The sequence below is a fragment of the Cochleicola gelatinilyticus genome, assembly GCF_001637325.1.
GTDB classification, from domain to species: domain Bacteria; phylum Bacteroidota; class Bacteroidia; order Flavobacteriales; family Flavobacteriaceae; genus Cochleicola; species Cochleicola gelatinilyticus.
Genome location: NZ_LRXL01000026.1, coordinates 618,023 through 642,538, shown reverse-complemented (window position 1 = coordinate 642,538; position 24,516 = coordinate 618,023). Strand labels below are relative to the sequence as shown.

At 36.5% G+C, this 24,516-nt stretch carries 26 protein-coding genes; 5 read left to right on the top strand and 21 right to left on the bottom strand.

What is annotated here, in order from left to right; all coding sequences use genetic code 11:
* Positions 1-9 precede the first annotated feature (9 nt).
* Positions 10-972 carry an endonuclease/exonuclease/phosphatase family protein gene (locus ULVI_RS04940; RefSeq protein WP_068590334.1) on the bottom strand — a complete coding sequence of 321 codons (963 nt, stop codon included), beginning with the start codon at positions 970-972 and terminating at the stop codon, positions 10-12.
* 76 nt (positions 973-1,048) lie between these two features.
* On the opposite strand from ULVI_RS04940, the gene hflX reads away from it, so the two are divergent.
* Together hflX and ULVI_RS04930 are read left to right on the top strand one after the other, a co-directional pair.
* The gene (hflX, locus tag ULVI_RS04935) at positions 1,049-2,257 is read left to right on the top strand and encodes a GTPase HflX (RefSeq protein ID WP_068590332.1); all 1,209 of its coding nucleotides are present in this window, start codon (positions 1,049-1,051) and stop codon (positions 2,255-2,257) included.
* A gap of 41 nt (positions 2,258-2,298) precedes the next feature.
* Entirely contained in the window at positions 2,299-2,991 is a 693-nt protein-coding gene (locus ULVI_RS04930; protein ID WP_068590330.1) for a cyclase family protein, read from the top strand.
* 154 nt (positions 2,992-3,145) lie between these two features.
* Here the strand turns inward: ULVI_RS04930 and ULVI_RS04925 are convergent, their stop codons facing one another.
* From ULVI_RS04925 to ULVI_RS04850, 16 genes are all read right to left on the bottom strand, one after another.
* Positions 3,146-4,087, bottom strand: coding sequence for a DUF3078 domain-containing protein (locus ULVI_RS04925; RefSeq protein WP_068590328.1), 942 nt, complete (start codon positions 4,085-4,087; stop codon positions 3,146-3,148).
* Positions 4,088-4,201: 114 nt separating this feature from the next.
* Positions 4,202-4,708 carry a DUF2480 family protein gene (locus ULVI_RS04920; protein WP_068590326.1) on the bottom strand — a complete coding sequence of 169 codons (507 nt, stop codon included), beginning with the start codon at positions 4,706-4,708 and terminating at the stop codon, positions 4,202-4,204.
* 52 nt (positions 4,709-4,760) lie between these two features.
* Entirely contained in the window at positions 4,761-5,087 is a 327-nt protein-coding gene (locus tag ULVI_RS04915) for an SUF system Fe-S cluster assembly protein (protein WP_068590325.1), read from the bottom strand.
* An 8-nt stretch (positions 5,088-5,095) separates the two neighbouring features.
* Positions 5,096-5,518: a SufE family protein gene (locus ULVI_RS04910; protein WP_068590323.1), complete on the bottom strand. Its 423-nt coding sequence runs from the start codon at positions 5,516-5,518 to the stop codon at positions 5,096-5,098.
* Positions 5,519-5,523: 5 nt separating this feature from the next.
* Positions 5,524-5,958: an META domain-containing protein gene (locus ULVI_RS04905; protein ID WP_068590321.1), complete on the bottom strand. Its 435-nt coding sequence runs from the start codon at positions 5,956-5,958 to the stop codon at positions 5,524-5,526.
* A gap of 32 nt (positions 5,959-5,990) precedes the next feature.
* Positions 5,991-7,208: an aminotransferase class V-fold PLP-dependent enzyme gene (locus tag ULVI_RS04900; protein WP_068590319.1), complete on the bottom strand. Its 1,218-nt coding sequence runs from the start codon at positions 7,206-7,208 to the stop codon at positions 5,991-5,993.
* A 23-nt stretch (positions 7,209-7,231) separates the two neighbouring features.
* A complete protein-coding gene (gene sufD / locus ULVI_RS04895) occupies positions 7,232-8,548 on the bottom strand; it encodes a Fe-S cluster assembly protein SufD (RefSeq protein ID WP_068590317.1) in 1,317 nt (438 codons plus the stop codon).
* 70 nt (positions 8,549-8,618) lie between these two features.
* The gene (sufC, locus tag ULVI_RS04890; protein WP_068590315.1) at positions 8,619-9,368 is read right to left on the bottom strand and encodes a Fe-S cluster assembly ATPase SufC; all 750 of its coding nucleotides are present in this window, start codon (positions 9,366-9,368) and stop codon (positions 8,619-8,621) included.
* Between the two features lie 5 nt (positions 9,369-9,373).
* The gene (locus ULVI_RS04885) at positions 9,374-9,736 is read right to left on the bottom strand and encodes a hypothetical protein (RefSeq protein WP_068590313.1); all 363 of its coding nucleotides are present in this window, start codon (positions 9,734-9,736) and stop codon (positions 9,374-9,376) included.
* Between the two features lie 42 nt (positions 9,737-9,778).
* Positions 9,779-11,227, bottom strand: a complete 1,449-nt coding sequence (sufB, locus tag ULVI_RS04880; protein WP_068590311.1) for a Fe-S cluster assembly protein SufB — start codon at positions 11,225-11,227, stop codon at positions 9,779-9,781.
* A 17-nt stretch (positions 11,228-11,244) separates the two neighbouring features.
* Positions 11,245-11,574, bottom strand: a complete 330-nt coding sequence (locus tag ULVI_RS04875) for a HesB/IscA family protein (RefSeq protein ID WP_068590309.1) — start codon at positions 11,572-11,574, stop codon at positions 11,245-11,247.
* A 174-nt stretch (positions 11,575-11,748) separates the two neighbouring features.
* Positions 11,749-12,828, bottom strand: a complete 1,080-nt coding sequence (locus ULVI_RS04870; protein WP_082830786.1) for a cytochrome-c peroxidase — start codon at positions 12,826-12,828, stop codon at positions 11,749-11,751.
* A 4-nt stretch (positions 12,829-12,832) separates the two neighbouring features.
* Positions 12,833-13,633: an MbnP family protein gene (locus ULVI_RS04865; RefSeq protein WP_068590307.1), complete on the bottom strand. Its 801-nt coding sequence runs from the start codon at positions 13,631-13,633 to the stop codon at positions 12,833-12,835.
* Between the two features lie 20 nt (positions 13,634-13,653).
* On the bottom strand, positions 13,654-15,081 hold the full coding sequence (locus tag ULVI_RS04860; protein ID WP_068590305.1) for a hypothetical protein: 1,428 nt from the start codon (positions 15,079-15,081) through the stop codon (positions 13,654-13,656).
* A 56-nt stretch (positions 15,082-15,137) separates the two neighbouring features.
* Positions 15,138-17,060, bottom strand: a complete 1,923-nt coding sequence (locus ULVI_RS04855) for a choice-of-anchor B family protein (protein WP_068590303.1) — start codon at positions 17,058-17,060, stop codon at positions 15,138-15,140.
* Between the two features lie 56 nt (positions 17,061-17,116).
* Entirely contained in the window at positions 17,117-18,349 is a 1,233-nt protein-coding gene (locus ULVI_RS04850; RefSeq protein ID WP_068590301.1) for a choice-of-anchor B family protein, read from the bottom strand.
* A 157-nt stretch (positions 18,350-18,506) separates the two neighbouring features.
* On the opposite strand from ULVI_RS04850, the gene thiL reads away from it, so the two are divergent.
* The gene (gene thiL, locus ULVI_RS04845; protein ID WP_068590299.1) at positions 18,507-19,562 is read left to right on the top strand and encodes a thiamine-phosphate kinase; all 1,056 of its coding nucleotides are present in this window, start codon (positions 18,507-18,509) and stop codon (positions 19,560-19,562) included.
* 5 nt (positions 19,563-19,567) lie between these two features.
* Here thiL and ULVI_RS15410 read toward each other — a convergent pair whose 3' ends face one another.
* Positions 19,568-19,819: a hypothetical protein gene (locus tag ULVI_RS15410; protein WP_157632569.1), complete on the bottom strand. Its 252-nt coding sequence runs from the start codon at positions 19,817-19,819 to the stop codon at positions 19,568-19,570.
* 73 nt (positions 19,820-19,892) lie between these two features.
* On the bottom strand, positions 19,893-20,654 hold the full coding sequence (locus ULVI_RS04840) for an alpha/beta fold hydrolase (RefSeq protein WP_068590297.1): 762 nt from the start codon (positions 20,652-20,654) through the stop codon (positions 19,893-19,895).
* Positions 20,655-20,739: 85 nt separating this feature from the next.
* Here ULVI_RS04840 and brnQ point away from each other — a divergent pair, with 85 nt between their 5' ends.
* Positions 20,740-22,020: a branched-chain amino acid transport system II carrier protein gene (brnQ, locus tag ULVI_RS04835; protein ID WP_068590295.1), complete on the top strand. Its 1,281-nt coding sequence runs from the start codon at positions 20,740-20,742 to the stop codon at positions 22,018-22,020.
* Here the strand turns inward: brnQ and ULVI_RS04830 are convergent, their stop codons facing one another.
* Entirely contained in the window at positions 22,021-22,671 is a 651-nt protein-coding gene (locus ULVI_RS04830) for a DUF1801 domain-containing protein (protein WP_068590293.1), read from the bottom strand.
* 92 nt (positions 22,672-22,763) lie between these two features.
* On the opposite strand from ULVI_RS04830, the gene ULVI_RS15405 reads away from it, so the two are divergent.
* Positions 22,764-22,940, top strand: coding sequence for a hypothetical protein (locus ULVI_RS15405; protein WP_157632568.1), 177 nt, complete (start codon positions 22,764-22,766; stop codon positions 22,938-22,940).
* 269 nt (positions 22,941-23,209) lie between these two features.
* On the opposite strand, the gene ULVI_RS04825 is transcribed toward ULVI_RS15405, so the two are convergent.
* Complete coding sequence (locus ULVI_RS04825) at positions 23,210-24,502, bottom strand: aminopeptidase P family protein (protein ID WP_068590292.1); 1,293 nt, start codon at positions 24,500-24,502, stop codon at positions 23,210-23,212.
* Positions 24,503-24,516: the final 14 nt, after the last annotated feature.

The following is a 24,516-nucleotide window of genomic DNA, read 5'->3' as shown; positions in this document are numbered from 1 at the left end:
TGAAAAGTCTTAAATTATTTCAAAAATTGTGTATACTGGAAAATGATCGCTAATTCCTCCCAAGTATTTTTGCCCCGCATAGGTTCGAAAGGGATTACCTTTATAGCGACCTTTTACTTCTTTTAATTCTAGTTGATTAAAAATTCCAGATATTTTAAAACGGAATTTATTACCATGTAGTTGTAAAAAGTTATTGCTAACAAGAATTTGATCGAAAAGATTCCATTCGCTCTTGTGATTTAAACTTCCTTCATATTTGGTGAGTAATAATTCCATAGGATTATAAAAGTCTGTACCCCTAACTATTTCAATGGGATTACTGTCTGGATCGGTATTAAAATCTCCCATTACTATAATTCTAGCATTCGGGTCTTCTTCTTTAATGCTTGTAATAATCTCACGATTCTTTTCAGCAGCTTTAATTCGTTTACTTTCTGTGGTGTTGGCTCCAGAACGGCGAGAAGGCCAATGGTTCACTATAACATGCACCTCCTCGTTTTCAAGCTTGCCTTTTATATGTAGCACATCTCTTGTGAAATCACGTTGCCCCGTTTCTGTTTTTAAATACAAGGTATGGGCTTTAAAGTGCAGCACTGTAAAAAAATCTTTCCGATACAAAAAGGCCGTATCAATGCCACGTTCGTCTGGAGAATCTACATGGATGTATCCGTAATTTTTTTCTTTCAGAAACTTAGAAGCTATCAGTTGTTGCATAACATATTCATTTTCAACTTCAGCAACACCCACTAGAACGGGAGGGTGTAAAATTTCATTATAACCAATTTTAGAAATTACTTGACTTATCTTATTAAGCTTATTCTGAAATCTCTTCTCCGTCCATTTGCGAGGCGCTTCGGCTGTAAAATCATCATCTAATGTTAAAGGATCTTCTTTGGTGTCGAATAGATTTTCTAAATTATAAAATGCAAAAGTGTATTGACTTTTAATTTTTTCTGAAGAATTTTCGGTCATAGGTATTTGGTAAAAGCTTGTAAATTACAAAAAACAGTAGCAATCTGTTTTGTACCTTTACATTATAATTAGATATATGATAGAAGAAGTAACTATTGAATACGAAAAAACCATCCTTATTGGGCTTATTACGCAGCAACAGGATGAGGAGAAATCGAATGAGTATCTCGACGAACTTGAATTTCTTGCCTACACCGCAGGAGGTGAGGTATTAAAGCGATTTGTTCAGAAAATGGAAAAGCCGAATCCGAAAACGTTTATCGGGACCGGAAAGATGGAAGATGTTCGTGCTTTTGTGGAAGCAAATGATGTTGGGGTCGCTATATTCGATGATGAACTTTCCCCTGCACAGCAAAAGAATATTGAAAAGATTTTACAATGTAAGATTATTGATCGTACCAACTTGATCTTAGATATTTTCGCTCAAAGAGCGCAAACCAGTTATGCAAGAACACAGGTAGAATTGGCACAATACGAATACTTACTTCCTAGACTTGCCGGAATGTGGACTCACTTGGAGCGGCAACGAGGAGGTATTGGAATGCGTGGGCCAGGGGAAACAGAAATTGAAACCGACCGTAGAATTGTACGAGACCGTATTTCTCTTCTGAAGAAAAAGATCGCCAAGATCGATAAGCAGATGGAAGTACAACGTGGTAATCGCGGTGCTTTGGTTCGGGTAGCTTTGGTAGGATATACCAATGTTGGTAAGTCAACACTCATGAATGTAATTAGTAAATCTGAAGTCTTTGCAGAAAATAAACTATTTGCAACCCTCGATACGACCGTTCGAAAAGTAGTAATTGGAAATCTTCCTTTTCTATTAACGGATACGGTTGGATTTATTCGAAAATTACCCACTCAATTGGTAGAGTCTTTCAAAGGAACATTAGACGAAGTTCGTGAAGCCGATCTCCTATTACACGTTGTCGATATATCCCACGATTCTTTCGAAGATCATATCGCTTCTGTAAATAAAATTTTAGATGAAATAGGTAGCGCTGACAAACCAACCCTGATGGTATTTAATAAAATTGATGCCTATGAACCCGAAATCATTGAAGAAGATGATCTGGTCACTTTAAAAACAAAAGCGCATTATACATTAAAAGAGTGGAAAAAAACTTGGATGAATTCTACCAACGGAGATGCTATTTTTATTTCGGCACTTAATAAAGATAATTTTGAAGAATTCAGAAAAACAGTTTACGATAAAGTTCGTGATATTCATGTAACTCGTTTTCCGTATAATAACTTCTTATATCCAGAAGAGTACGTGGAGTAAGGTAAATTAATATCTCAAAATCTTGTAAATTAAACGTTTAAATGCCAGAGATAATAGACTTGAGTCAGGAAATTTACGAAGGAATGCCAGTCTACAAAGATTTACCGCAGGTGACTATGGCAGTTCATAATTCTCACGAAGAATGGGATGGCATTGAAAACCCTACAACGAAAACCCCTGCAGTACATCAATTAACACTTGGAGAACATACGGGCACCCATGTGGATGCACTTAACCATATGGCGAAAGAGTATGTGGGACAATCGATCGACACCATGCCATTGTCTATGTTTTACACAGAAGGGATTTGTTTAGATTTTTCTGAAAAAGGGTACAAAGAATTAATATCCTCTTCTGAAATAGCTGAAGCTTGTAAAGAAGCTTCTCTTACCATTAAAAAAGACGATACAGTATTGTTGTATACCGACCATTTCAGAAAGGCTTATACCACTAAAAATTGGGCTCACGGTCCAGGAATTACAGCAGAAGCGGCAACTTGGTTGGGGAATAAAGGTATTGCCGCATTTGGTGTAGAAACCATGTCTCCTGGAATTCCGGGCATTTCAAATAAACAAGTTCATCATATTTGTGGTGAACTAGGTTTTACTCATTATGAAAATTTAATTAATCTACACTTGCTTATTGGTAGAGGTAGATTCAAATTTATTGGATTGCCATTAAAAATTAGAGGAGGAACGGGTTCTCCTGTAAGAGCTGTCGCTGTTTTCGAATGATAAATAAGAGGTAACATTCTTAAATTAAAAGTTTCGGTTTCAGATGTTATCTAAACGAATAGCAACATCTAAATTTTACGATTCTCTTTCAGAAGTAATAAAAAAACCGCCCTATATAAGAGACGGTTTTTAGACTATTAGTATACTCTTTATTTTAGAAACTATAATTAATTCCTAAAAGCCAATAGCTTTGTACTTTATTGTCTACATTATCGAATGTAGGAACTGTAGTATCGGTCTCAGGGTTAAAATTCTCTAGAGCATTGCTTAGTGCCTCTTGCTTATTTCCGCGAAGACCATACTCAAACCCTAGGCCAATCCCTTTCCATAAGGTGTAACCAGCACTGTTAATCCAGGTCCAGTTAGAAAGGTCGCTACTTTTATAGCTTTGAAACGCCGACAGATTCGATTTTAAATTTAACTTTCCAATCTTTTTAGTGTAGTCTACCAAAATCTTTGCTCCTAATGAAGACTCAAAGACGGCATCTTCTTTACTAAACACAAAATTGTAATTTAAAGGATGAACAACCACGACAAGATTTTCAAGTGGGGTCCATGTGGCTCCAACTCCAACGTCTAAATAGCCCGGGTCATTAAAATTATTTAAAATAGTAGTTCGGTATTCTGCTAATGCAGAAGCTGCTAAATTTTTTGCAATATTTCTCCCGTATAGAGAGCTGATGTTAAACACATCGGTGGCTTCTTGAAAGGAATCATCATCGGTTGGATCGTCTTGATCATCGTATTTAACCCAACTTAAATTAGCACTCATGGCATTTCTCCAAAAGAATTTTTCTTCTTTTAAATTTGCGAATCCGTTTGCTGTAATTCCAATATTCCCAGAAGAAACATTTGGAGATCCCTGAGAATACCAATTGTCAAAACTAGATAAATTAACTCCAATCGTACCAAAGGCACCATATTTCCATCCCGGAAGGGCATCGATTTGTGCTTGAATGGCATCAACTCGTGACTGAATAGCAGCAATAGAATCTTTTTTAGGACCCATTTTTGCTTTTAGTTCTTCTTCAGTTTCTTGTGCAAATAGTGCTAGTGGTGTTACAAATAGAACAATAAGTAATACTACTTTTTTCATAATACTTTAGATTTAAATTTTTTTCAAAAATAAGGGCTTAATCAATGAGATGGTGTAATTGTTTTCTGAAAAAATAAGGCTTTCGACTAACATCTGGTTTTTACGACCAATTACTTATTTTCTTTTAAAGAGTGGTACCGAAGAACAGGCCTCTCCGTATAAAATGCTTTTTGCAACCGGCTGAAGCTTTTGTGCCAACAGTACAAATGCATTTTCAGGAATGGGTTTGTGTGCACAACCTTTAATTATTACAGGTTTGTCTTTTAATTCTGAAAGGTCTAATTTTTGAAGAATTTCTGAAAAGAGAATGGTTTCAAGGTCTTCTAAAGATCCTACTGAAACTTTTTTAGCATGCGGTGCTAACTGAAGCGAAAGTAACATATACGCCCATCCCGGAATAATTGCATCGGTTGTACATGTTAATGCAACAAAGCAATCTGTATACTGAGTCCAATCGTGTTCTTTGGCATACGCTCTAAACTCTTTTTCGCGAAGTACAACCCCTTCCAACAACCATTTCGAAATATCAAATTGCACGCGCTTGCCTTCTGGATAGTAATCTTCTAAATCGAATGTGACTAACTTGCTGTTTGCAACTCTGTTTATTATTTCGTCCTGCATATTCCTTACTTTTACTGAGATTGGTCTTTCTGCATTTGTTGTGTAAACAGCATTAAAGCATTCCTAATTCTAATTTTGCCTCTTCGCTCATTAGGTCTTGTGTCCAAGGTGGATCGAATGTGATCTCAACTTCGGCATCTTTCACTAATTTAATAGATTTAACTTTATCCTCTACTTCCAAGGGTAGTGATTCTGCAACTGGGCAGTTAGGAGTGGTCAACGTCATTAAAATTTTTACTTCCCTGTCTTCATTTACAAAAACATCATAGATCAATCCCAGTTCGTATATATCCACAGGGATTTCAGGATCGTAAATTGTTTTAATTACTTTTAAAATCTTTTCTCCTAATTCGGTGGTGTCTAATTCTTCCGTACTCATAGCGTTTATTACTTAAGCTGTGCTTGATAGGCGACAGCGTATAATTTTAATTGTTTAATCATCGATACCAAACCATTTGCACGTGTGGGTGATAAATGTTCTTTTAGACCGATGGCATCGATAAAATCGGTATCTGCATTAATAATAGCCTCGGGCGGCTGATTGGAAAACACACGAATTAAAATCGCAATAATGCCTTTGGTGATTATGGCATCACTATCGGCAGTAAATACGACTTTATCGTTTTTTAATTCTGAATGCAACCATACTTTCGATTGGCATCCTTTAATAAGTTTATCCTCTGTTTTTTCTTTAGGGTTAATTAATGGAAGTGATTTTCCAAGATCGATCATATACTCATAGCGTTCCATCCAGTCGTCGAACATGGAAAACTCATCTATTAATTCTTCTTGTATTTCCTTAATTGTCATAAATTTTATTCTTGTGTGTCTTTTTTAGCTGTAATGAGAACACTGCGATCTGTTTTTGAATAAAGGGTAAGCACTCCGTCTTGTAACCCATAAGAACCTACATTGTTTAATGCTTCTAAATAGGTGGTTTCTGTTTTCATACTCGTTCCTGGACAGGCCTTTTTTGTAACAGCTAATTCGCCAAAAGTTAAGGCAGGATAATCAATCGTGTAGTTTCCGAAGAAAGTGTTACAGCCTGTAGATCCGTTTACCGATTTATCAAGAGCAGCAAAACCAAGCGTAAGATCTCCTGCAGCAATCTTTGCAGAATTTAAACCCGTTACAGTGTAGGTGCCAGAAAGTTGCACACTTCCGGCCGCGTCGATTACACGTTTTGTTTCATCGCAACTTGTAAATAAAAGAGAACATATTAGTACTGAAATTGTAAGTGCGTATTTCATAATTATAGTGTGTTAAGTGAGTTTTTTTTCAATTAAGAGAGCATCATTTTAGCTTTCTTTACCCCAGCTACGAGGCGGTCTACTTCTTCTAAAGTATTATAAAAAGCGAAAGAGGCTCGAACGGTACCCGGAATTTTGTAAAATTCCATAATAGGTTGTGCACAATGGTGACCGGTTCGTACTGCAATTCCTAATTTGTCTAAAATCGTTCCCATATCGTAGGGGTGTACTCCTTCAATATTAAAAGAAATGACCGAGGTTTTCGCTGTTCCAGTTCCATAAATTTTAAGTCCTTCTATGGCTAAAAGAGCTTCAGTAGCATAGTTTAGCAATGCATTTTCATGTGCTTCTATAGCTTTAAAACCAATGGTGTTAAGATAATCAATTGCTGCTCCAAATGCAATTCCTCCTGAAATATTTGGGGTTCCCGCCTCAAACTTATGTGGCATTTCTGCATAAGTGGTTTTTTCGAAGGTTACTTCAGCAATCATTTCACCTCCTCCTTGATAGGGCGGAAGTTTCTTGCCCCATTCTTCTTTTAGGTACAACATGCCAATCCCAGTAGGACCACACATTTTATGAGCAGAGGTCACATAGAAATCCACATCTAATTCTTGTAGATCTGGCTTTATATGCGAACAAGATTGTGCTCCATCGATAAGTACAGCCGCATTTACCTCGTGTGCTAGTTGAATGATCTCTTCAATAGGATTTATGGTTCCTAAGGCATTGGAAATATGATTTACAAAAACGAGTTTTGTTCTTTCTGAAAGGAGTTCTTTGTAAGCAGACATGACGAGTGTGCCTTCTTCATTCATTGGAATCACCTTCAGTTGTGCTCCTGTTTTTTCACAAAGCATTTGCCAAGGCACAATATTAGAATGGTGTTCGAGTGCAGAAACAATAATTTCATCGCCTTTTTTCAGAAGCGATGAAAATCCGTTTGCTATTAAATTAATACCATGCGTCGTACCGGGAGTAAAAATTATTTCGTGTGCATGTGCTGCATTAAAATGTTTTTGAATCTTTTGACGCGCCATTTCATAAGCATCGGTAGCCTCTTGTGAAAGCGAGTGAACACCACGATGAATATTGGCATTGTAATTACTGTAATACCCTACAATACTATCAATAACCTGCTGAGGTTTTTGAGAGGTAGCTGCATTATCGAGATACACCAGCGGGTACGTATTCACGGTGCGTTTTAGAATAGGGAAATCTGCCCGAATTTTTTCAATATCGAATGCCATACCTTTAGCTGCGTAATTTTAGATTAAAGTTCGAACCCGAGAGAAACTCCGATTTTGTCTGCGATTAGCTTATTAATGCGTCGTTTAAGTTCTGGAATTTTCACACTTTCTAGCACATTATTTGCGAATGCATACATGAGCAATGCGCGTGCCTCTTTTGTTCCAATACCACGAGATCGCATATAGAACAGAGCATCTTCATCTAATTGCCCGATGGTGCAACCGTGAGAACACTTTACATCATCTGCAAAAATTTCAAGTTGCGGTTTCGAATTTATAGTGGCTTTATCGGAAATAAGAATGTTATTGTTTTGTTGAAAGGCATCAATTTTTTGAGCATCTTTCTCTACAACAATTTTACCGTTAAAAACTCCCGTAGAACGTTCGTCGAAAATCCCTTTGTAATCTTGGTGGCTTTCACAATTTGGTGCAATGTGATGAACTAAAGTGTTGTGATCAACATGTTGCTTGTCTTCAAGGATCGTAATACCTTTTAGCGTTGACTCGCAATGTTCTCCGTTCTGAAAGAAATTAAGATTATTTCGTGTTAATTTTCCACCAAAAGAGAAGGTATGCACATTACAATTACTATCACGTTCTTGTGAAAGGAAAGTATTATCTATTAATGAAGCGGATTTATTGTCGGTCTGAATTTTATAATAATCTACAAAGGCGCGTTTCTCAGCGAAAATTTCAGTGACCGAATTGGTAAGCACTTCATTGTTTGATAGGTTCTGATGGCGTTCTATTATTTGAACATGTGCATTTTCTCCTACCACAATAAGATTACGTGGTTGTAATAAAATAGCGGCTTCGTTTCCTGTTGAGAAATTAATAATCTCAATAGGTTTTTCTACTTCTTTATGCTTCGGAATGTGAATGTAAGCTCCTTCTTTAGCAAATGCGGTATTTAAAGATGTTAAACTATCTTGTTTTGCTGCTTTATTAAAATAAGCTTCAATAACCGATTTATATTTCGATTTGCTTAAAGCAGAAGATAATAAACATACATCTACAGCATCATGAGTTGTTTCCGATAGGAAAGAACTATAAACACCATCGATAAAGACAATTTTGTACGTATCGATATCATGCAAGAAATACTGTTTTACATCCTTAAATTCGATGGTATGATCTGCTTTCCTTGGAAGGATGCTATAATCATTTTTAAGTAACGAATTTAGGGATGTATATTTCCAAGCTTCTTCCTTTTTTGTAGGAAAACCGTTTGTTTCGAAAGTTTTTATAGCCTCATTACGTAGCTCATGTATTGGAGAGTCATCTTCTAGATGATCTTCAAAAGCAATATAAGAGGATACTATTTTTTCTTTTAAGCTCATATTTTTTTATTCTGAATTCAAAAAACTAAAGTTTATTACTCAACTTTTTTGAATATTTTATTCTGAATTGTTATACCAATTCCTCTTTGATCCAGTCGTACCCTTTTTCTTCAAGTTCGTAAGCCAGTTCTTTAGTTCCAGACTTCACGATTTTCCCATTCATTAAAACATGGACAAAGTCGGGTACAATATAATCGAGCAATCGCTGATAGTGTGTAATAACCACTACTGCGTTGTCTGCACTCTTTAATTTATTTACTCCGTTAGCAACTACTTTTAAAGCATCAATGTCTAATCCTGAATCGGTTTCATCAAGAATGGCGAGTTTCGGTTCGAGCATTGCCATTTGAAAAATTTCATTCCGTTTCTTTTCTCCTCCAGAAAACCCTTCGTTTAGGGATCGGGATAAGAACTTACGGTCTATTTCTAAAAGATCTGCTTTTTCTTTAATCATTTTCAGCATTTTTCCTGCTGGCATATCTTCTAACCCTTTGGACTTGCGAGTTTCATTAATCGCCGTTTTAATAAAATTAGTTACAGATACTCCTGGAATCTCGATAGGATATTGAAATGAAAGAAAAATACCTTTATGTGCCCGTTCCTCTGGATCCATCTCGGAAATATCTTCATCCATAAAAGTGATTTCACCCTTTTGCATTTCAAATTCTTCTTTCCCTGCAATAACAGAAGCTAGTGTGCTTTTCCCAGAACCATTAGGACCCATGATCGCATGCACTTCGCCAGCATTAACGTTAAGGTCGATTCCTTTTAATATATTTTTGTCTTCTACACGTGCGTGTAAATTTTTAATTTTTAGCATGGTCTTTATTTCTTTTCTTCAATTTTTACATCTGCTTTAGCAGGAGTCGTTCCCACCGATACAATTTCTGTGATGGTTAAGATTTCTGGCCAACCTTCACCTGTTTCAGTAAACAAAGGATTTTCACCTAATTTTCCTTTAATGGTAACGGGTACCATGTCGAAATCATTTTCTTTTACAGGATTTACTTCTTCAGCTAATGCTGCAGCTTTATCATCTAATGTAACACCGTAGATAAAATCTGTTCCTTTTAGAACGGCTCCATCAGCGATATAGATAAACTCTCCTTCATAAATAGGATCATTATTTTCTGTTTTACAAGATAAAACCGTAAGAATTATAACGATTAATAACGCTGCTTTTTTCATAGCTATCACTTTGGTACTTTTATTAATATAATTTATTAAAGCTTATCCTACCGAACCTTCTAAGCTTATTTCTAAAAGCTTTTGAGCTTCAACAGCAAATTCCATTGGTAATTTGTTTAAGACCTCTTTGCTAAAACCATTTACAATTAATGCGATTGCTTTTTCGGTATCGATTCCTCTTTGATTACAATAAAAAATCTGGTCTTCTCCAATTTTACTTGTAGTTGCCTCGTGTTCTATCTTAGCTGATTTATTTTTAACTTCTATATATGGGAAAGTATGTGCGCCACAATTATTCCCCATTAATAAAGAGTCGCATTGTGAAAAGTTTCGGGCATTGTCTGCGTTCGGACTAATTTTTACTAATCCACGGTAGCTGTTTTGAGATTGTCCTGCGGAAACCCCTTTTGAAATGATCGTACTTTTGGTGTTTTTTCCTAAATGAATCATTTTAGTACCCGTATCTGCCTGCTGAAAGTTATTGGTAACCGCAATCGAGTAAAATTCTCCAATCGAATTGTCTCCCTTTAGGATACAACTTGGGTATTTCCAGGTTACAGCACTTCCAGTTTCTACTTGTGTCCAAGAGATTTTTGCATTTTTTTCACAGATTCCGCGTTTTGTTACGAAATTAAAAACACCACCTTTTCCTTCTTTGTTACCAGGATACCAATTTTGTACTGTTGAATATTTTATTTCGGCATCATCTAATGCGATGAGTTCTACAACAGCTGCATGGAGCTGATTTTCGTCACGGCTGGGTGCCGTACACCCTTCTAAGTAACTTACATAACTTCCCTCATCGGCAATAACAAGCGTACGTTCAAATTGTCCAGTTCCAGCTTGGTTAATTCTAAAGTATGTAGAAAGCTCCATCGGGCAACGTACCCCTTTTGGAATGTAACAAAAAGAACCATCGCTAAAAACGGCGCTATTTAAAGCAGCGTAAAAGTTGTCCCGCTGCGGGACTACAGAACCAAGATGTTTTCGTACCAGTTCTGGATGTTCTTTGATCGCTTCAGAAATAGAACAAAAAATAATTCCTTTCTCTCCGAGTGTCTTTTTAAAAGTGGTTGCTACCGAAACAGAGTCCATTACAATATCTACGGCAACACCAGCCAATTTCTTTTGCTCGTCTAATGAAATCCCTAATTTATTGAAAGTTTCCAATAACTCTGGATCCACATCATCGATACTGTCGTATTTAGGCTTTTTGTTAGGTGCAGAATAATAGGAAATGTTTTGAAAATTTGGCTTTTCATAATGAACATTTGCCCATTCTGGCTCTACCATTTCTTTCCAATACGCAAAGGCTTCCAATCGCCATTCGGTCATCCATTCGGGCTCTTCTTTCTTTTTAGAAATAGCACGAACAATGTCCTCATTTAATCCCACTGGAAACGTATCAGATTCGATATCGGTATAAAAACCGTATTCGTACTCTTTTGTTTCGAGTTCTTTCTTTAAATCGTCTTCTGTGTATTTACTCATTGTTTAGATTTAATATTTTATAACGAAAAAGACTCTCCGCATCCGCAGGTTCTATTTGCATTTGGATTGTTAAACACAAAACCTTTTCCATTTAAACCTCCACTATATTCGAGGGTTGTGCCTACTAGATATAAAAAACTTTTTTTATCTACTGCAATCTTAACCGAATGATCTTCAAAAACTTTATCATTTTCTCCTGTGCCATGATCAAACTTTAAATCGTAAGACAATCCTGAACATCCGCCGCTTTTTACTCCAACACGTACAAAGTCTTTTGATACGTCAAAACCTTCTTCTGACATGAGAAGAGAGATTCGAGCTTTTGCACTATCACTTACTTTAATCATTTTTAATGTAGATTAGTTCTAAATTAGAGTGCAAATATACGTTAAATGCGCCTTTAAACCATAGTCTATAGATCATTTTAGGGTATTGTGGAATAGATTTATATAATAATTAACAACCCTTTTAGATTAGGGCTCTAGCGACTTTTAATAAAGATAAGAAAGAGGCTTTTTTTATTAATTGGGACGTTGAAAATCGGGATTGGAAATAAAGGATGGATCTGATAAGGATAAAAGAAACGCTTTTAGATCCGCTTTGTCACTTTCTGTAAGCCCTACGCCTCCTTCAGAAACCTTCTTCATAAGTGGGTCTATAGTTTCAGAATAGACCAACCCTTCACTGTAATGATCGATAACTTCTTCTAAGGTGCCAAACCTACCATCGTGCATGTACGGAGCGGTATAGGCAAGGTTACGTAACGACGGACTTCTAAATAATCCGAAGTCTCTTGGGTCTCCGGTAACATTTCCAAGTCCTCTGTCGGTAATTACTTCGTCGAGACCATTGTTGTGAAAGGCATTGTCTGTCCAAAGGGGTGTTGAAGGCAATCCATGGCAATGAAAACAATCTCCACGACTTTCGTCTAGAAATACATTAAGTCCATTTTCTTCTTGAGGCGTTAGGCTTATTTCATTGTTGAGGTATCGATCAAATTTTGAATTACCTGAAATTAATGTTCGAATAAATTGAGAAATTGCTTTTGTAACGAGCGTGGAATCGATACGTTCTGTTCCGAAAGCTTCTAAAAAAAGTCTTGGATATGTTGAACTTTCTTGAAGTGTCGCCTCTACATTGCTCCATGTGTTATTCATTTCTATGGGGTTAGTAACTGGACCAAACATTTGTTCTTCAAGAGAATTGGCACTTCCATCCCAATTAAACTTTTCTCTAAAATTATAAGCTAAATTATGAAGTGGCATTGCGTTTCTAAATCCTTCTTCACCTGAAATTCCAACACTAAATTGACGGGGATCTGAAAAAGCATGCTCAGGTTGGTGGCAACCTGCACAATTTAAGGTCTTGTCTCCAGAAAGAATGGGGTCGAAAAAAAGCTTTTTACCTAGAGCAACTCCTTCTACAGTCTGTGGATTGTCTTGCGGAATGACCGGTGGAAGAATAGAATTGTCGAAAAATTCAGGTGTATTTAAGTCTAAGGGAGTTGGAATATATCCTTCATTCTGCGGCGTATCATCACTACAGGAAAAAAGGCATCCTGCCATAAAAAATATACTCCAAATTCCGCTTAAATTCTTCATGTTATTACTGTGTAACAGCTCCTAATTCGAATACGGTATTACCATTTTCTTTCATGTCTAATTGTGCTTGAAAATTAGGCATTAACACCATAAAACGCTCGTTTAAATCCCATGTAATAGGATTGTTAAACCACTCTGCAATATTTGCTTTCACTTCAATATTTGTAGTAGTACCTACGGAAACAGTTCCTAAATTAACCTCAAAGGAAGTGTCTCTTAACTCAACAAGAGTATCTGGTCCTGGAGGTAGTGTTTCATGACGATTTGCTCGTACAGTATGAAACTGAAAATTTGTAACCTCTGCTGCATTATTAATATAAGTTCCTTCAATCCGTTGGTAATGATATCCGCCTCCAAGCATCGCAGGAACACTCCAGAAACCGTCAACTGAATTAAGATCATTATACCCACCTTCTTTGTCATTGTCTTCATCGTCAAATCCGAAGGTAAAAGAAACGGTATAATCGCCCTCAGGAATTTCAATGTCTGGTGTAAATGTGGTATTCTCTCCATCACGTGCCAATACAAGATTATAATCCTCTGAAGCATATACGGTACCGTCGGTTACAGAGGTAAAAGTGAAATCTGAAAGTAAGTAATTTACTTTAGAGAGTGTCATGCTCTCCCCATTAGCATTAACGTATGTAGTATTCTGATAATCTGAATTTTCGATAGTCTGTCCATTCCAGTTTTGAGTAAAAGTAAAGTCTACAGAAGAGTCTGCTTGTATAAGGATTGCGTCGTCGTCATTTTTGCAACTTAATGCGGTAAGTACAAGAAGAAGCAGTAAAACAATTTTTTTCATGAAATTAAATATTTAGGGAATTAAATTTTAATTAATAAAACATCTTTTGATCCTTGATTAGAAGGGATGTCTAGGTCTGAGCTTTCTGTATTTCCAACCATTAAAATTGAGTCGTTATCTAGGGCGATTGCATCTTCAATAAACTCAAGATTTGATCCACCTGCTGAATATACCGATTCTAAGGTGCCGTTTGGTGCTATAATACCATACCATGCGTCGTTTTGCCCATTATTAGTTAGAAGATCTCCATTGCCGCTTCGTGTAGATCCGGAGATAAGATAATTTCCATTCGATAAAGGAAAAATGCTCTTAGCAGAATCGAATTCTGTTCCCCCGTAGGTTTTCTCCCAAATAAGATTTCCTTCATCGCTAAATTTTACAATCCACGCATCTGCATTACCTAGTGGAGTAGATATATCTTGATCGGTACTTCGAGTATCTCCAACCATCATGTAATTTCCATCGTTGGTTTGTGTTACAGCATATCCAATTTCTATGCCATCTCCGCCAAATGATTTTGTCCACATAAGGTCTCCAGAACTAGAAAGACGGACTGCCCAAAAATCATAGCTTCCTTTGCTGTCGGTAATGTCGAAATCATCACTTTCGGAAGCGCCAGTCATTAAAAAGCCACCATCTGCTGTTTCTAACGCATCGTAACTTCGATCGTTATTGGTTCCTCCAAAATACCGTTTCCAAATGGCATTTCCATTTCCATCTAATAACATGCCCCAAAATTCGCCTACGCCGTGCAAATTAGCGCCTTTTTGTCCTGTTTGAGAGCGACCTTCATTTCCTTCCCCTTCACTTGCGCTAACATCTAAAAAACCAGAAATAAAATAGCCGCCTGTGCTTGTTGGAAATGCTTTGTAACATTGATCGCTTCCTGAGTACCCGAACGTTTTGTTCCATTGGATATTTCCAGTACTGTCTAATTTCAGAATCCAAAAATCATGAAACCCTGCATTTCCTGGATCTGTGACATCACCATCGGTACTTCGGGTATATCCACTTACTATAAAGCCATTGTCATTTGTATTTGAAATATTCGTAGCAATATCGTTTGCAGTTCCTCCATAGGTTTTGCTCCATTGAATTTCACCACTTGTGGTTACCTTGAATATCCAGATGTCTGCATCTGCCGTTGTTTTAATATTTAAAAGATCACCGTCATTACTTTGGGTAGTTCCCGCAATTACATAGCTTCCGTCGGAAGTTGTTACAATAGCGACACCCTCATCAACACCACTTCCGCCATACGTTCTAATGAACTCGGCTTCAATAGGGGTTTCATCGTCCATTTCATCTTCCATTTCGTCTTCTTCTTGTGGTGAAGGGGTGTCTTTGCTGCAAGAAGTTACTGTTGCTAGTAGCAACGAATAGAAGATGAAGGTTATAAAGGTATTCTTCCGAAGAACAACTACTATGTTATTATATAAAAATCTCATAACTAACTTATTTACTTAAGGTATGGTATTTCATTGGCGCGTTAGTTGGTACAGAGCTATTGTTTTACAATTTTTTGAGTGATCCTATTGTTAATGTGTAAGAAATACATTCCGTTAGCAACGTTCGAAATATCAATCGTTTTTTGTGCTTCGGAAAAATTATCTTGTTGAAAGACTGCTTTTCCAGAAATATCATATAAGGTGATAGCACTAATGGGCTCACTTTTAGACGTGATATTTAGTATGTTGGTTGTTGGATTTGGATAAATAGTAATTCCATTTAAAAATTCATTGTCCGCTACTGAAAGGATTTCCATGACTTCTATTGTTACCGAACAGGCTACATCGTTGTTTGAAGTATCTGTTATTACAAAATTAACGGTGTAAGTTCCTTCGGTTAACTGCGTGCCTGGAGCTGGATCTTGCTCAATGGTAAAGGAACAATTGTCCGTTGCAGAAATAAGTGCTTCGGCTTCAAAATTTGGAAGTGCATAAAAATTTTCTCCCTCATCGTATCCTACTGAAAAATCTTGCGGACATTCAGGTATAGGATTTTGGGTATCTTCAATAGTAACGGTTGCCGTGCAAAAAGAGCGGTTTCCGAAGTCATCATATACTTCTAGCTCTACTTGATTTGTGCCTAGGTCTGAACAACTAAATTCGGTTTGACATAATTTGAAAAAGACCGTTCCACTATTGTCACTCGATCCATTGTTAATATCTTCTACCGTAAGGGTTGCAGTACCGTTTTCATCTAATGAAAGGGTTGTGTCCATACAACTGGCAATTGGTTTTGTAGTGTCTGCCGCAGATGCTTTTACTAAAATAAATCCACGTTCGATATCACTAATAACCAAATTTCCACTTTCGAAAAATGGATATACATTCCATGCTCCATTAAAACTAGCGGAGTTGTTATTAGGATAGGTGTCGAAGAAACTTTCTTGTTCCATGTTTCCGTTGGCTATGTCTGAAACGTCGAACGTTCTAAGGCCGGCTCTGTAATTTGCCATGTGATACTTTGTGCCATTTACATAGCCGTTGTGATCTATAGCTTCAGTTTCGCCTTCGTAAATAAAATGAAGTTGTGGAGACGAAAGATCTTCGAAATCGAAAACAATAGTTCTTGTATTTCCACCAATATTTAATTCATCTATTTCATCGCCTAGAACGAAGAATCGTTGATCTTCAGTAAACCATCCTTGATGCGTGTAAAAGGTGTTTGCATAATCTATAGTGGCAATGCCAACAGGATTTTCTTTGTCTGTAATATCAACAATAGCAACAAAATCTTCGTTGCTTCCAATTAAAATTTCTCTTCCTGTGTAGTTCGAATCTGGTCCACAGTATGTTACTACCTGCGCATCATGACTATATTGATCGAACGAATAACCGCCAGCAGCAACAGGATTTACGGGATCTTGAATATTTACAAAATGGGGCCCGCCATTAAATGTTGAGGTACCTACGCCATATGCATAGCCAGTATCTTCATTAATAACAATGTTATGTGCATTTCCAAAACCTTCATAAAGAGCGTCTGCATCGAATACTTGAGGTGGATTAGGTACATTTCTCAATCTAGTAAGATCGAATATTTGCATTCCATGTCCTGGTATTTCACTCACTACAAATGCATGATTCTGATATACTTTTACATCTCTCCAAGTATCTCCAAAACCACTTCCATTAGAGGGTAGTTTTCCTAAATACACAGGATTTACTGGGTCTGAAATATCAATAAAAGCACACCCATTGTTTAAGGCTACTAATGCATATTCATTTCCAGTTTGTGGATCGGTCCAGCCCCAAGAGTCATTTCCTTTTGTGGCATTCATTTCTGTTAGAGTGATTTCAGATTGTAGGTCATATCCATTGCACGGGTAGGGTCCTGCCATTCCATTATTGCAAGGAGTTTGGGCGAAAAGAGCTACCGAACTAACGATTAGTGCGATGCAAGTTGTATAAAATTGTTTCATCTTTATTTGGCTTGTTATGTGATGTTCCGAGTATGAATAAAATTATCTTGGTGGTTTTAGTGTTTTCTAACTAGATATAATCCAGTGTTTATGTCACTAATTAAAATGGTTCCGCTTTCAAAAAAAGGATATACGTTCCAAGCACCATTAAAAGAAGCGGTATTATTAGAGGGAAAGGTGTCGAAATTTCCTATTTCTGTTAGGTTCCCATTATCGATATCTGAAAGGTCTATAACTCGTAGTCCTGCAGAATAATTTGCAAGATAAAATAAGTTTCCTTTAACATATCCATTATGATCTACAGCATCTGTAGGACCTGTATATGTAGTATGTAACACGGGGTTGTCTAAATCTGAGAAGTTAAATACCAATGTTCGTGAGTTAAAACCAAAGTTAAGTTCATCCAGTTCATCCCCTAATAAAAAATAAGTCTGGTCTTCGGTAAACCATCCTTGATGGGTATAGCCCACTTCACCATAGCCTAATTGTGAAATAAGGACAGGATTTTCTTTGTCTGTGATATCTACGATAACAATTTCGTTTACGTTACTACCAATTAAAAGTTCTTTTCCAACATGTTCGGTGTCTGGACCATTATAAGTAATTACTTGTGCATCGTGACTATAGGAGCTAAGTTGGTATCCTCCAGCTGCAATTGGATTGGTAGGATTTTGAATGTTAATAAAGTGCGGTCCGCCATCAAAGGTTTGAGTACCTACAGCATAGGCATAACCGGAGTCTTCATTAATTACGATATTATGGGCATTTCCAAAACCATTATAATGGGCGTCTTCAATAAATGTATTCCCTGTTCCTGTTACGTTTCTTAATCGTGTAAGATCGAATACTTGCATACCATGTCCTGCGGCCTCGCTCACTATAAAAGCATGATTGTTGTAAACCTTAACATCTCGCCAACCACTGGGAACCGTATGTGTTGGTAGTTTTCCTAAATAGATCGCTGCTTCGGGATCTGAGATATCGATAAAAGCAGTTCCGTTGTCAAGACCCATTAAGGCATATTCTTTTCCATTACTTGGGTCGGTCCATCCCCAGCTGTCATTTCCTTCTGCGGCATCGAATGTAGAGAGTTCAATTCGGTAAAGTAAATCGTAGTCGGAGCATGGAAATATATCTGCTATCCCGTTTTCGCATGGAGCAGTTAGAACTAATTCTGGAGAATCATCGTTCATGGTATCATCAACAGGCAACCCATTATCGTCCATAGTATCTGAACCACAAGCAATAAGAAATAGACAACATCCAATAAAAAAAACTAATTTTCCCATAAATTTTTCACAATAATTTTCTAAGATACTTAGGTCTTGATTATAACGCTAAACTTACAGCGATATTTCAGCAGAAAAAAAATACCCTATTATACTACAAAAATAGTAAGTCTTTTTAATAGGATACTCTTATTTTTGCAAGATAAGACAATTCTATATGTTTGAAAATAAAGATTCTGAAAATACAAGTATCTCTAGCCTTGGTGAGTTTGGTCTCATCGATCATTTAACGAAGCACTTTAAGATACAAAATAAAACCACTGTAAAGGGGATTGGAGACGATGCAGCTGTGCTTGATCCAGAAGAAGGAAAACAGCTTGTGGTTACCACAGATATGCTGGTGGAAGGAGTTCATTTTGATCTTAGCTATATGCCTTTAAAACATTTAGGGTACAAAGCGGTAATGGTGAATCTTTCTGATGTATATGCTATGAATGCACTACCATCACAAATTACTGTGTCTATTGCAGTATCGAATCGATTTCCAGTAGAGGCCTTAGAAGAACTATACGCAGGAATTACTACTGCCTGCGAGCATTATAAAGTTGACGTAATAGGAGGTGATACAACATCTTCAACAACGGGTTTAGTAATAAGCATTTCTGCTATTGGAACCGTTTCCGAAGAAAAAATTACCTATAGAAACGGTGCCAAAGAAAACGATCTATTAGTTGTAACTGGTGATTTGGGTGCTGCTTACCTAGGATTGCAAATACTAGAACGGGAAAAGCAAGTTTTTAAAGTAAATCCAAACGCGCAGCCAGACCTTGAACCGTACTCATACTTGGTAGAACGTCAACTAAAACCTGAGGCGAGAAAAGATATTCCTTTGCTTTTAAGTGAATTAGACGTGAAACCTACTTCGATGATAGATATTAGTGACGGACTTTCCTCTGAAGTAATTCACTTATGCAAAAGTTCGAATGTTGGATGTAATCTATATGAAGATAAAATACCATTAGACCCACAAGTTATTGCTACCTGTGAAGAATTTAAAATGGATAGTACCACTATTGCTCTAAGTGGCGGAGAAGACTACGAATTGTTATTCACAGTTTCTACCAAAGATTTTCCGAAGATAAAAGCAAACCCGCATCTTACTGTAATAGGGCATATGACTCATGAAAAAGAAGGAATGCACCTAATTACAAGAGCTAATACTAAAATTCCAATTATAGCTAGGGGTTGGAATGCACTTACTGAAGAAGACTAGATAAACTAGGCTGTTGTGGTCACTCGGCGCATTTTTCTTTTATAAAATAAATTAAGAGAAGCATTAGCCTGTTTGTATTTTTCGGTGAGCGGCTCGAAACTTCCAGAAAAGTTGTTGGTCACTTCACAGCCACAGTGTGAGCATTTAAATTCACTAATATGATTTGTGATTTTTCGGGTCTCACGATAATTGTGACCAAAAGTGTTGCATACAATACTAAAAACAGAAAATCGAGGGTTGTGAGTGGAGTTTTTCATCAGTTGGGGATTAAATGAGCGTAAATGTAACAAAACTTTAACAATTAGAACGTTAAAAAGCAAAAAAAATCGATTATGAGTAAAAATTTATTAGTTCTTCCTTATTTTCTATCCAACTCATATGTCCTCCACTTAGCGTGATTAAAGTACAATTACAATAGGTTGCAATTTGTTTCGCTTCTAAAAAAGGGACAATTAGATCTTGAGTTCCGCAAAGCATAATCTTCGGCTTATTAAACTTTCTTAAAATAGTACTCCGGTCATTACGATCCCGCATTCCTTTAATTGTAGCAGCAATACTTTCTTTCGAAATTTGTAGGGCTTCTTTTTTTAAAAATTTTATTTCTGAAGCATAATCGACTCGGTCATTTGGAGAAAAAAGATTTGAAATTGCCATACTAACAAAAGCTTCCTTATTAGTGCGAATTACTTTAAGTGCGCGAGTTCTGTTTTCTTTTCGTTCTTCAGAATCTTCGGAAGGAGTAGAATTTATTAATGTTATTTTTGAAACCAATTGCGAATACTTTTCTATGTATGCCAATGCAACATATCCACCCATAGAATGTCCTACCAATTCGAACGACTGAAGCTTCAATTGTTCGATTACGGTATGTACAGCTTCTGCCATGAGTTCCATAGAATGTACTTCTCCCACAGAACCGCTAGATCCGTGACCAAGTAGGTCTATTGTAATTATAGTATACTTTTTAGAAAATTCTGCAATAAAGAAATCCCACATAGAGGCACTTTCTAAGAAACCATGTAAAAGAACAACCGCAGGTCCAGAACCATATGAATTATAAAATAGGTGGGTATTGCGAAAGGGTAGCTTCATTTTATCTATATTCGGAACTTCAAAAATAGTTTTTTGTATCTCACAAAACCTATTTTAATGTTTCGACTTATAATTTTTATTAAAAATGAACGCTTCTAAGCAAACCCTAGTTACTGCCTTTGCGCTATTTTCGTTATTCTTCGGGGCAGGAAATCTTATTCTCCCTCCTTTTTTAGGCTATAACGCAGGATCATCATGGATTTGGGTAAGTATTGGATTCGCTTTATCTGCCGTAATAATTCCTATCCTTGCTATTTATGGACACGCCAGACTGCAAGGAACCTTGCTCGATTTCGCAAAAAATGTATCGCCGACATTTGCATTAATTTATGCAATAATTGTGTATGCCATTTCAATTTCGCTACCCTCTCCAAGAACAGCTTCGGTAACTTATGAAATGGCGATCCAACCCTATTTTGAACTCTCATCTTTATGGTTAAGTGTCTTTTATTTCACATTGGTACTGGTGTTTGCTCTTAATAGAACTAAAATAATTAGTCTCATCGGAAAATTTCTAACTCCCCTTATCATCCTTATCTTATTGTTTATTATAGGCATTGGTATTTTTGCTGAGGTTCCGCCCATGCGAACTTCCATTTTTGAAAATGCTTTTACTGCTGGAATTCTAGAGGGGTATCAAACTTTCGATGCGATTGGAGGTGTTGTAGTTGGAGGTGTAATTGTGATTTCTCTAGCATTGCAAGGGAAATTTAATTACGAAGAAAAAAAACGGATGATCGCCCGCGCTGGAATTCTTGCTGGATTTGGGCTGTTTATTATTTATGGAGGTCTTATCGTACTAGGAGCATTAAATAGTGAACTTGCAGTTATCGAGAATCGAACACAATTATTAACACTTTTAAGTACGAATACATTGGGGTCGATCGGTACAGCATTTCTTTCGGTGTTAGTGGCTTTAGCCTGTTTCACCACTGCGGTAGGGATTGTTACAGGAACAGCTGATTTCGTAAAAGGAATTACTCGAGATTCTCAGCTCGCTTACACCATTACTGCAATCTTAGGTTGTATTTTAGGTGTTGTTGTGGGGCAATTTAATGTAGGGTATATTATAGATATAGCGTTGCCCGCCTTAATGTTTATTTATCCAATAACCATTGTACTTATACTCTTAAATGCGATCCCAAAACGATTTGCTTCGAAAGCTGTTTTTAGAGGGGTTACCCTTGTGACAATTTTATTTAGCATACCAGATTTTCTACAGTTTTTTGTTTCTGAAGGAAGTTTAGATAAAATACAATCCATTATTCCCTTATCAAATTCAAGTTTGGGCTGGGTAATACCTGCATTACTAGTTTTGGTGGGAATAAATTTATTTTTGAAGCTTAACCCTTCTGCTGTAAAGTAATTATTGTTTTTGAAGCTTTTTGTGAGAACCATCACAATTGGGAGGTTTTTGCGTAAGTCCACAAGTGCAATCATGAAATCCGAAGCCATCTATAATTTGTTCTTTATATTTTTTAATTCTCGAGGCACGTGTTTTAGATTGCTTCGCTCCAGAAAAATAAATCAAGTATCCTCTTTGGCGTCCTGGTGTTAAGTTAAAGAACGCTTTTTTAAAGGTAGCATCCTCTTTCATAAGTGAAGAAAGCTCTTCAGGGATTGGAGTATTTTCACCTGTATTACATGGGATTTTCGTACCCGCTTTCTCTACTTCGATTGCTTCTTGGATATATGCTTTTAAAGTAGTTTCAAGCGTTAAAATTTCCTCCACATTTGTAAAGGGAATAATTCGTCCCGAGCGCGTATTTTTACCAGGTTTTTTGAGAAGACTTTTATCATCTTTTAATAATACTCCCTTAAAAAAACTAATAATACAATACGATTTAAAGCTCCCTAAAATTACGATATTCTTTCCATGAAAACTATAACAAGGTTGACGCCATTTAAAAGATTCAGTTAATCCACATGTTAGTGCCAAATCACGAAGTTGCGACAACTCGGTTTCCCAAGGATTATCACTTAAATACTTCGTTACATTATTGTCTTTTACCTTCATATAAAATAGTTCTACACATTTTAAAGACGAGATGAACAGTAACAAATGATTAAAGTACGATACTAATCAATTGAATATAAACTTAACAAAAAATGAAAAAAAACAAAGGACAAACTTTATTTATAATTGGAATGACACTTTCAACACTGGGAATGACAATTTTATCTGATTATAAAATTTTACATTATACTACGATGATTATAGGTTTATTAATTATGATTTATAGTGTATTTATAATAGATAAGTTTAAAAAAGCTCAAAGAAAATGAAAGCGGTAAAGTTTAATCGAATTACTAATCAATAGAATTAAAAATGACTAAAAACATTGCAAAATTCTAAATAGAACGCTGAATTTACTGTTACAAAATTAGTATTAAACAGAGTTTCTAGTTAATATTATCTGCAAACTTAGGTGCTTAAATACGTCACGAAACATTCATAAACCGTTTCGAAATACACGAAAAATTATCTTCTAAATGGCGTTTAAACTATTTGTTTTCTGAAATTTATTCAGATAAACGTATGGTGCTAAATTGATTTATCCATTCATGAGATCTTCAATCTCTTCAGCTTCAATTGGGATATTACGCATTAAATTAAATGGTTCTCCCTTATCTTGAATAACTAAATCGTCTTCAAGTCTAATTCCGAAGCCTTCAGCAGGTATATAGATTCCCGGTTCTACAGTAAATACTTGATTGGCTTCCATTTTCTCCCATAGAATTCCATAGTCGTGTGTATCAAGCCCAATATGGTGTGAAGTACCATGCATAAAATATTTTTTGTATGCTGGCCAATCCGGATCTTCATTTTTAACGTCCGCTTTATCTAATAAGCCTAATCCTAATAACTCTGAAGTCATTAACTTGCCGACTTCAACATGGTATTCTTTCCAATACGCACCCGGGACTAACATTTTTGTAGCTTTATTTTTAACTCTGTTTACCGCATCGTATACTTCGCGTTGTCGTTTAGTAAATTTTCCACTAACCGGAATGGTACGAGACATGTCGCTACTATAATTTGCATATTCGGCACCCACGTCCATTAAGATGAGATCACCTGCTTGACATTGCTGATTGTTTTCAATATAGTGTAATACATTAGCATTGTTTCCGCTAGCAATGATGGGAGTATATGCAAACCCTTTGGAGCGATTTCTAAGAAATTCATGCATGAATTCTGCCTCAATTTCATACTCCCATACCTCAGGTTTTACAAAATCTAAGACGCGACGGAAACCTTTTTCAGTAATGTCACATGCTTGCTGCATAATTTCGAGCTCAATAGGATCTTTTACCGAACGCAAACGTTGCAAAATTGGATTGCTCTTCGCCCAGCGATGCGCTGGAAACTTAGCTTTGGTTTTTTTAATAAAACGATCTTCTCGGGTTTCAGTTTCTACATTGGCCCGGTAATGTTCGTTAGTGTTAAAGTAGATGGTTTCGGCTTGCGTCATAATTTCATAAAAGATCTTATCGAAGTCTTTTAGCCATTGCACATTTTTAATACCGCTTACTTCGTATCCACGTTCTTTAGTTAATTTCTCACCTTCCCACACAGCGATATGATCGTTGGTTTCACGTACAAATAAGATTTCACGATGTTTTTTATCGGGTGCATCTGGAAACAAAACCAGCATGCTTTCTTCTTGATCTACGCCGCTTAAATATAAAATATCCCTTGCTTGTTGAAAAGGCATGGTACTATCGGCACTAATTGGATAAATATCGTTGCTGTTAAACACCGCAATACTCTTAGACTCCATTTGAGCCATGAAATTTTTACGGTTTTTTACATATAATTTGCTATCGATTGGATGATATTTCATAGTGTTTATTTGAT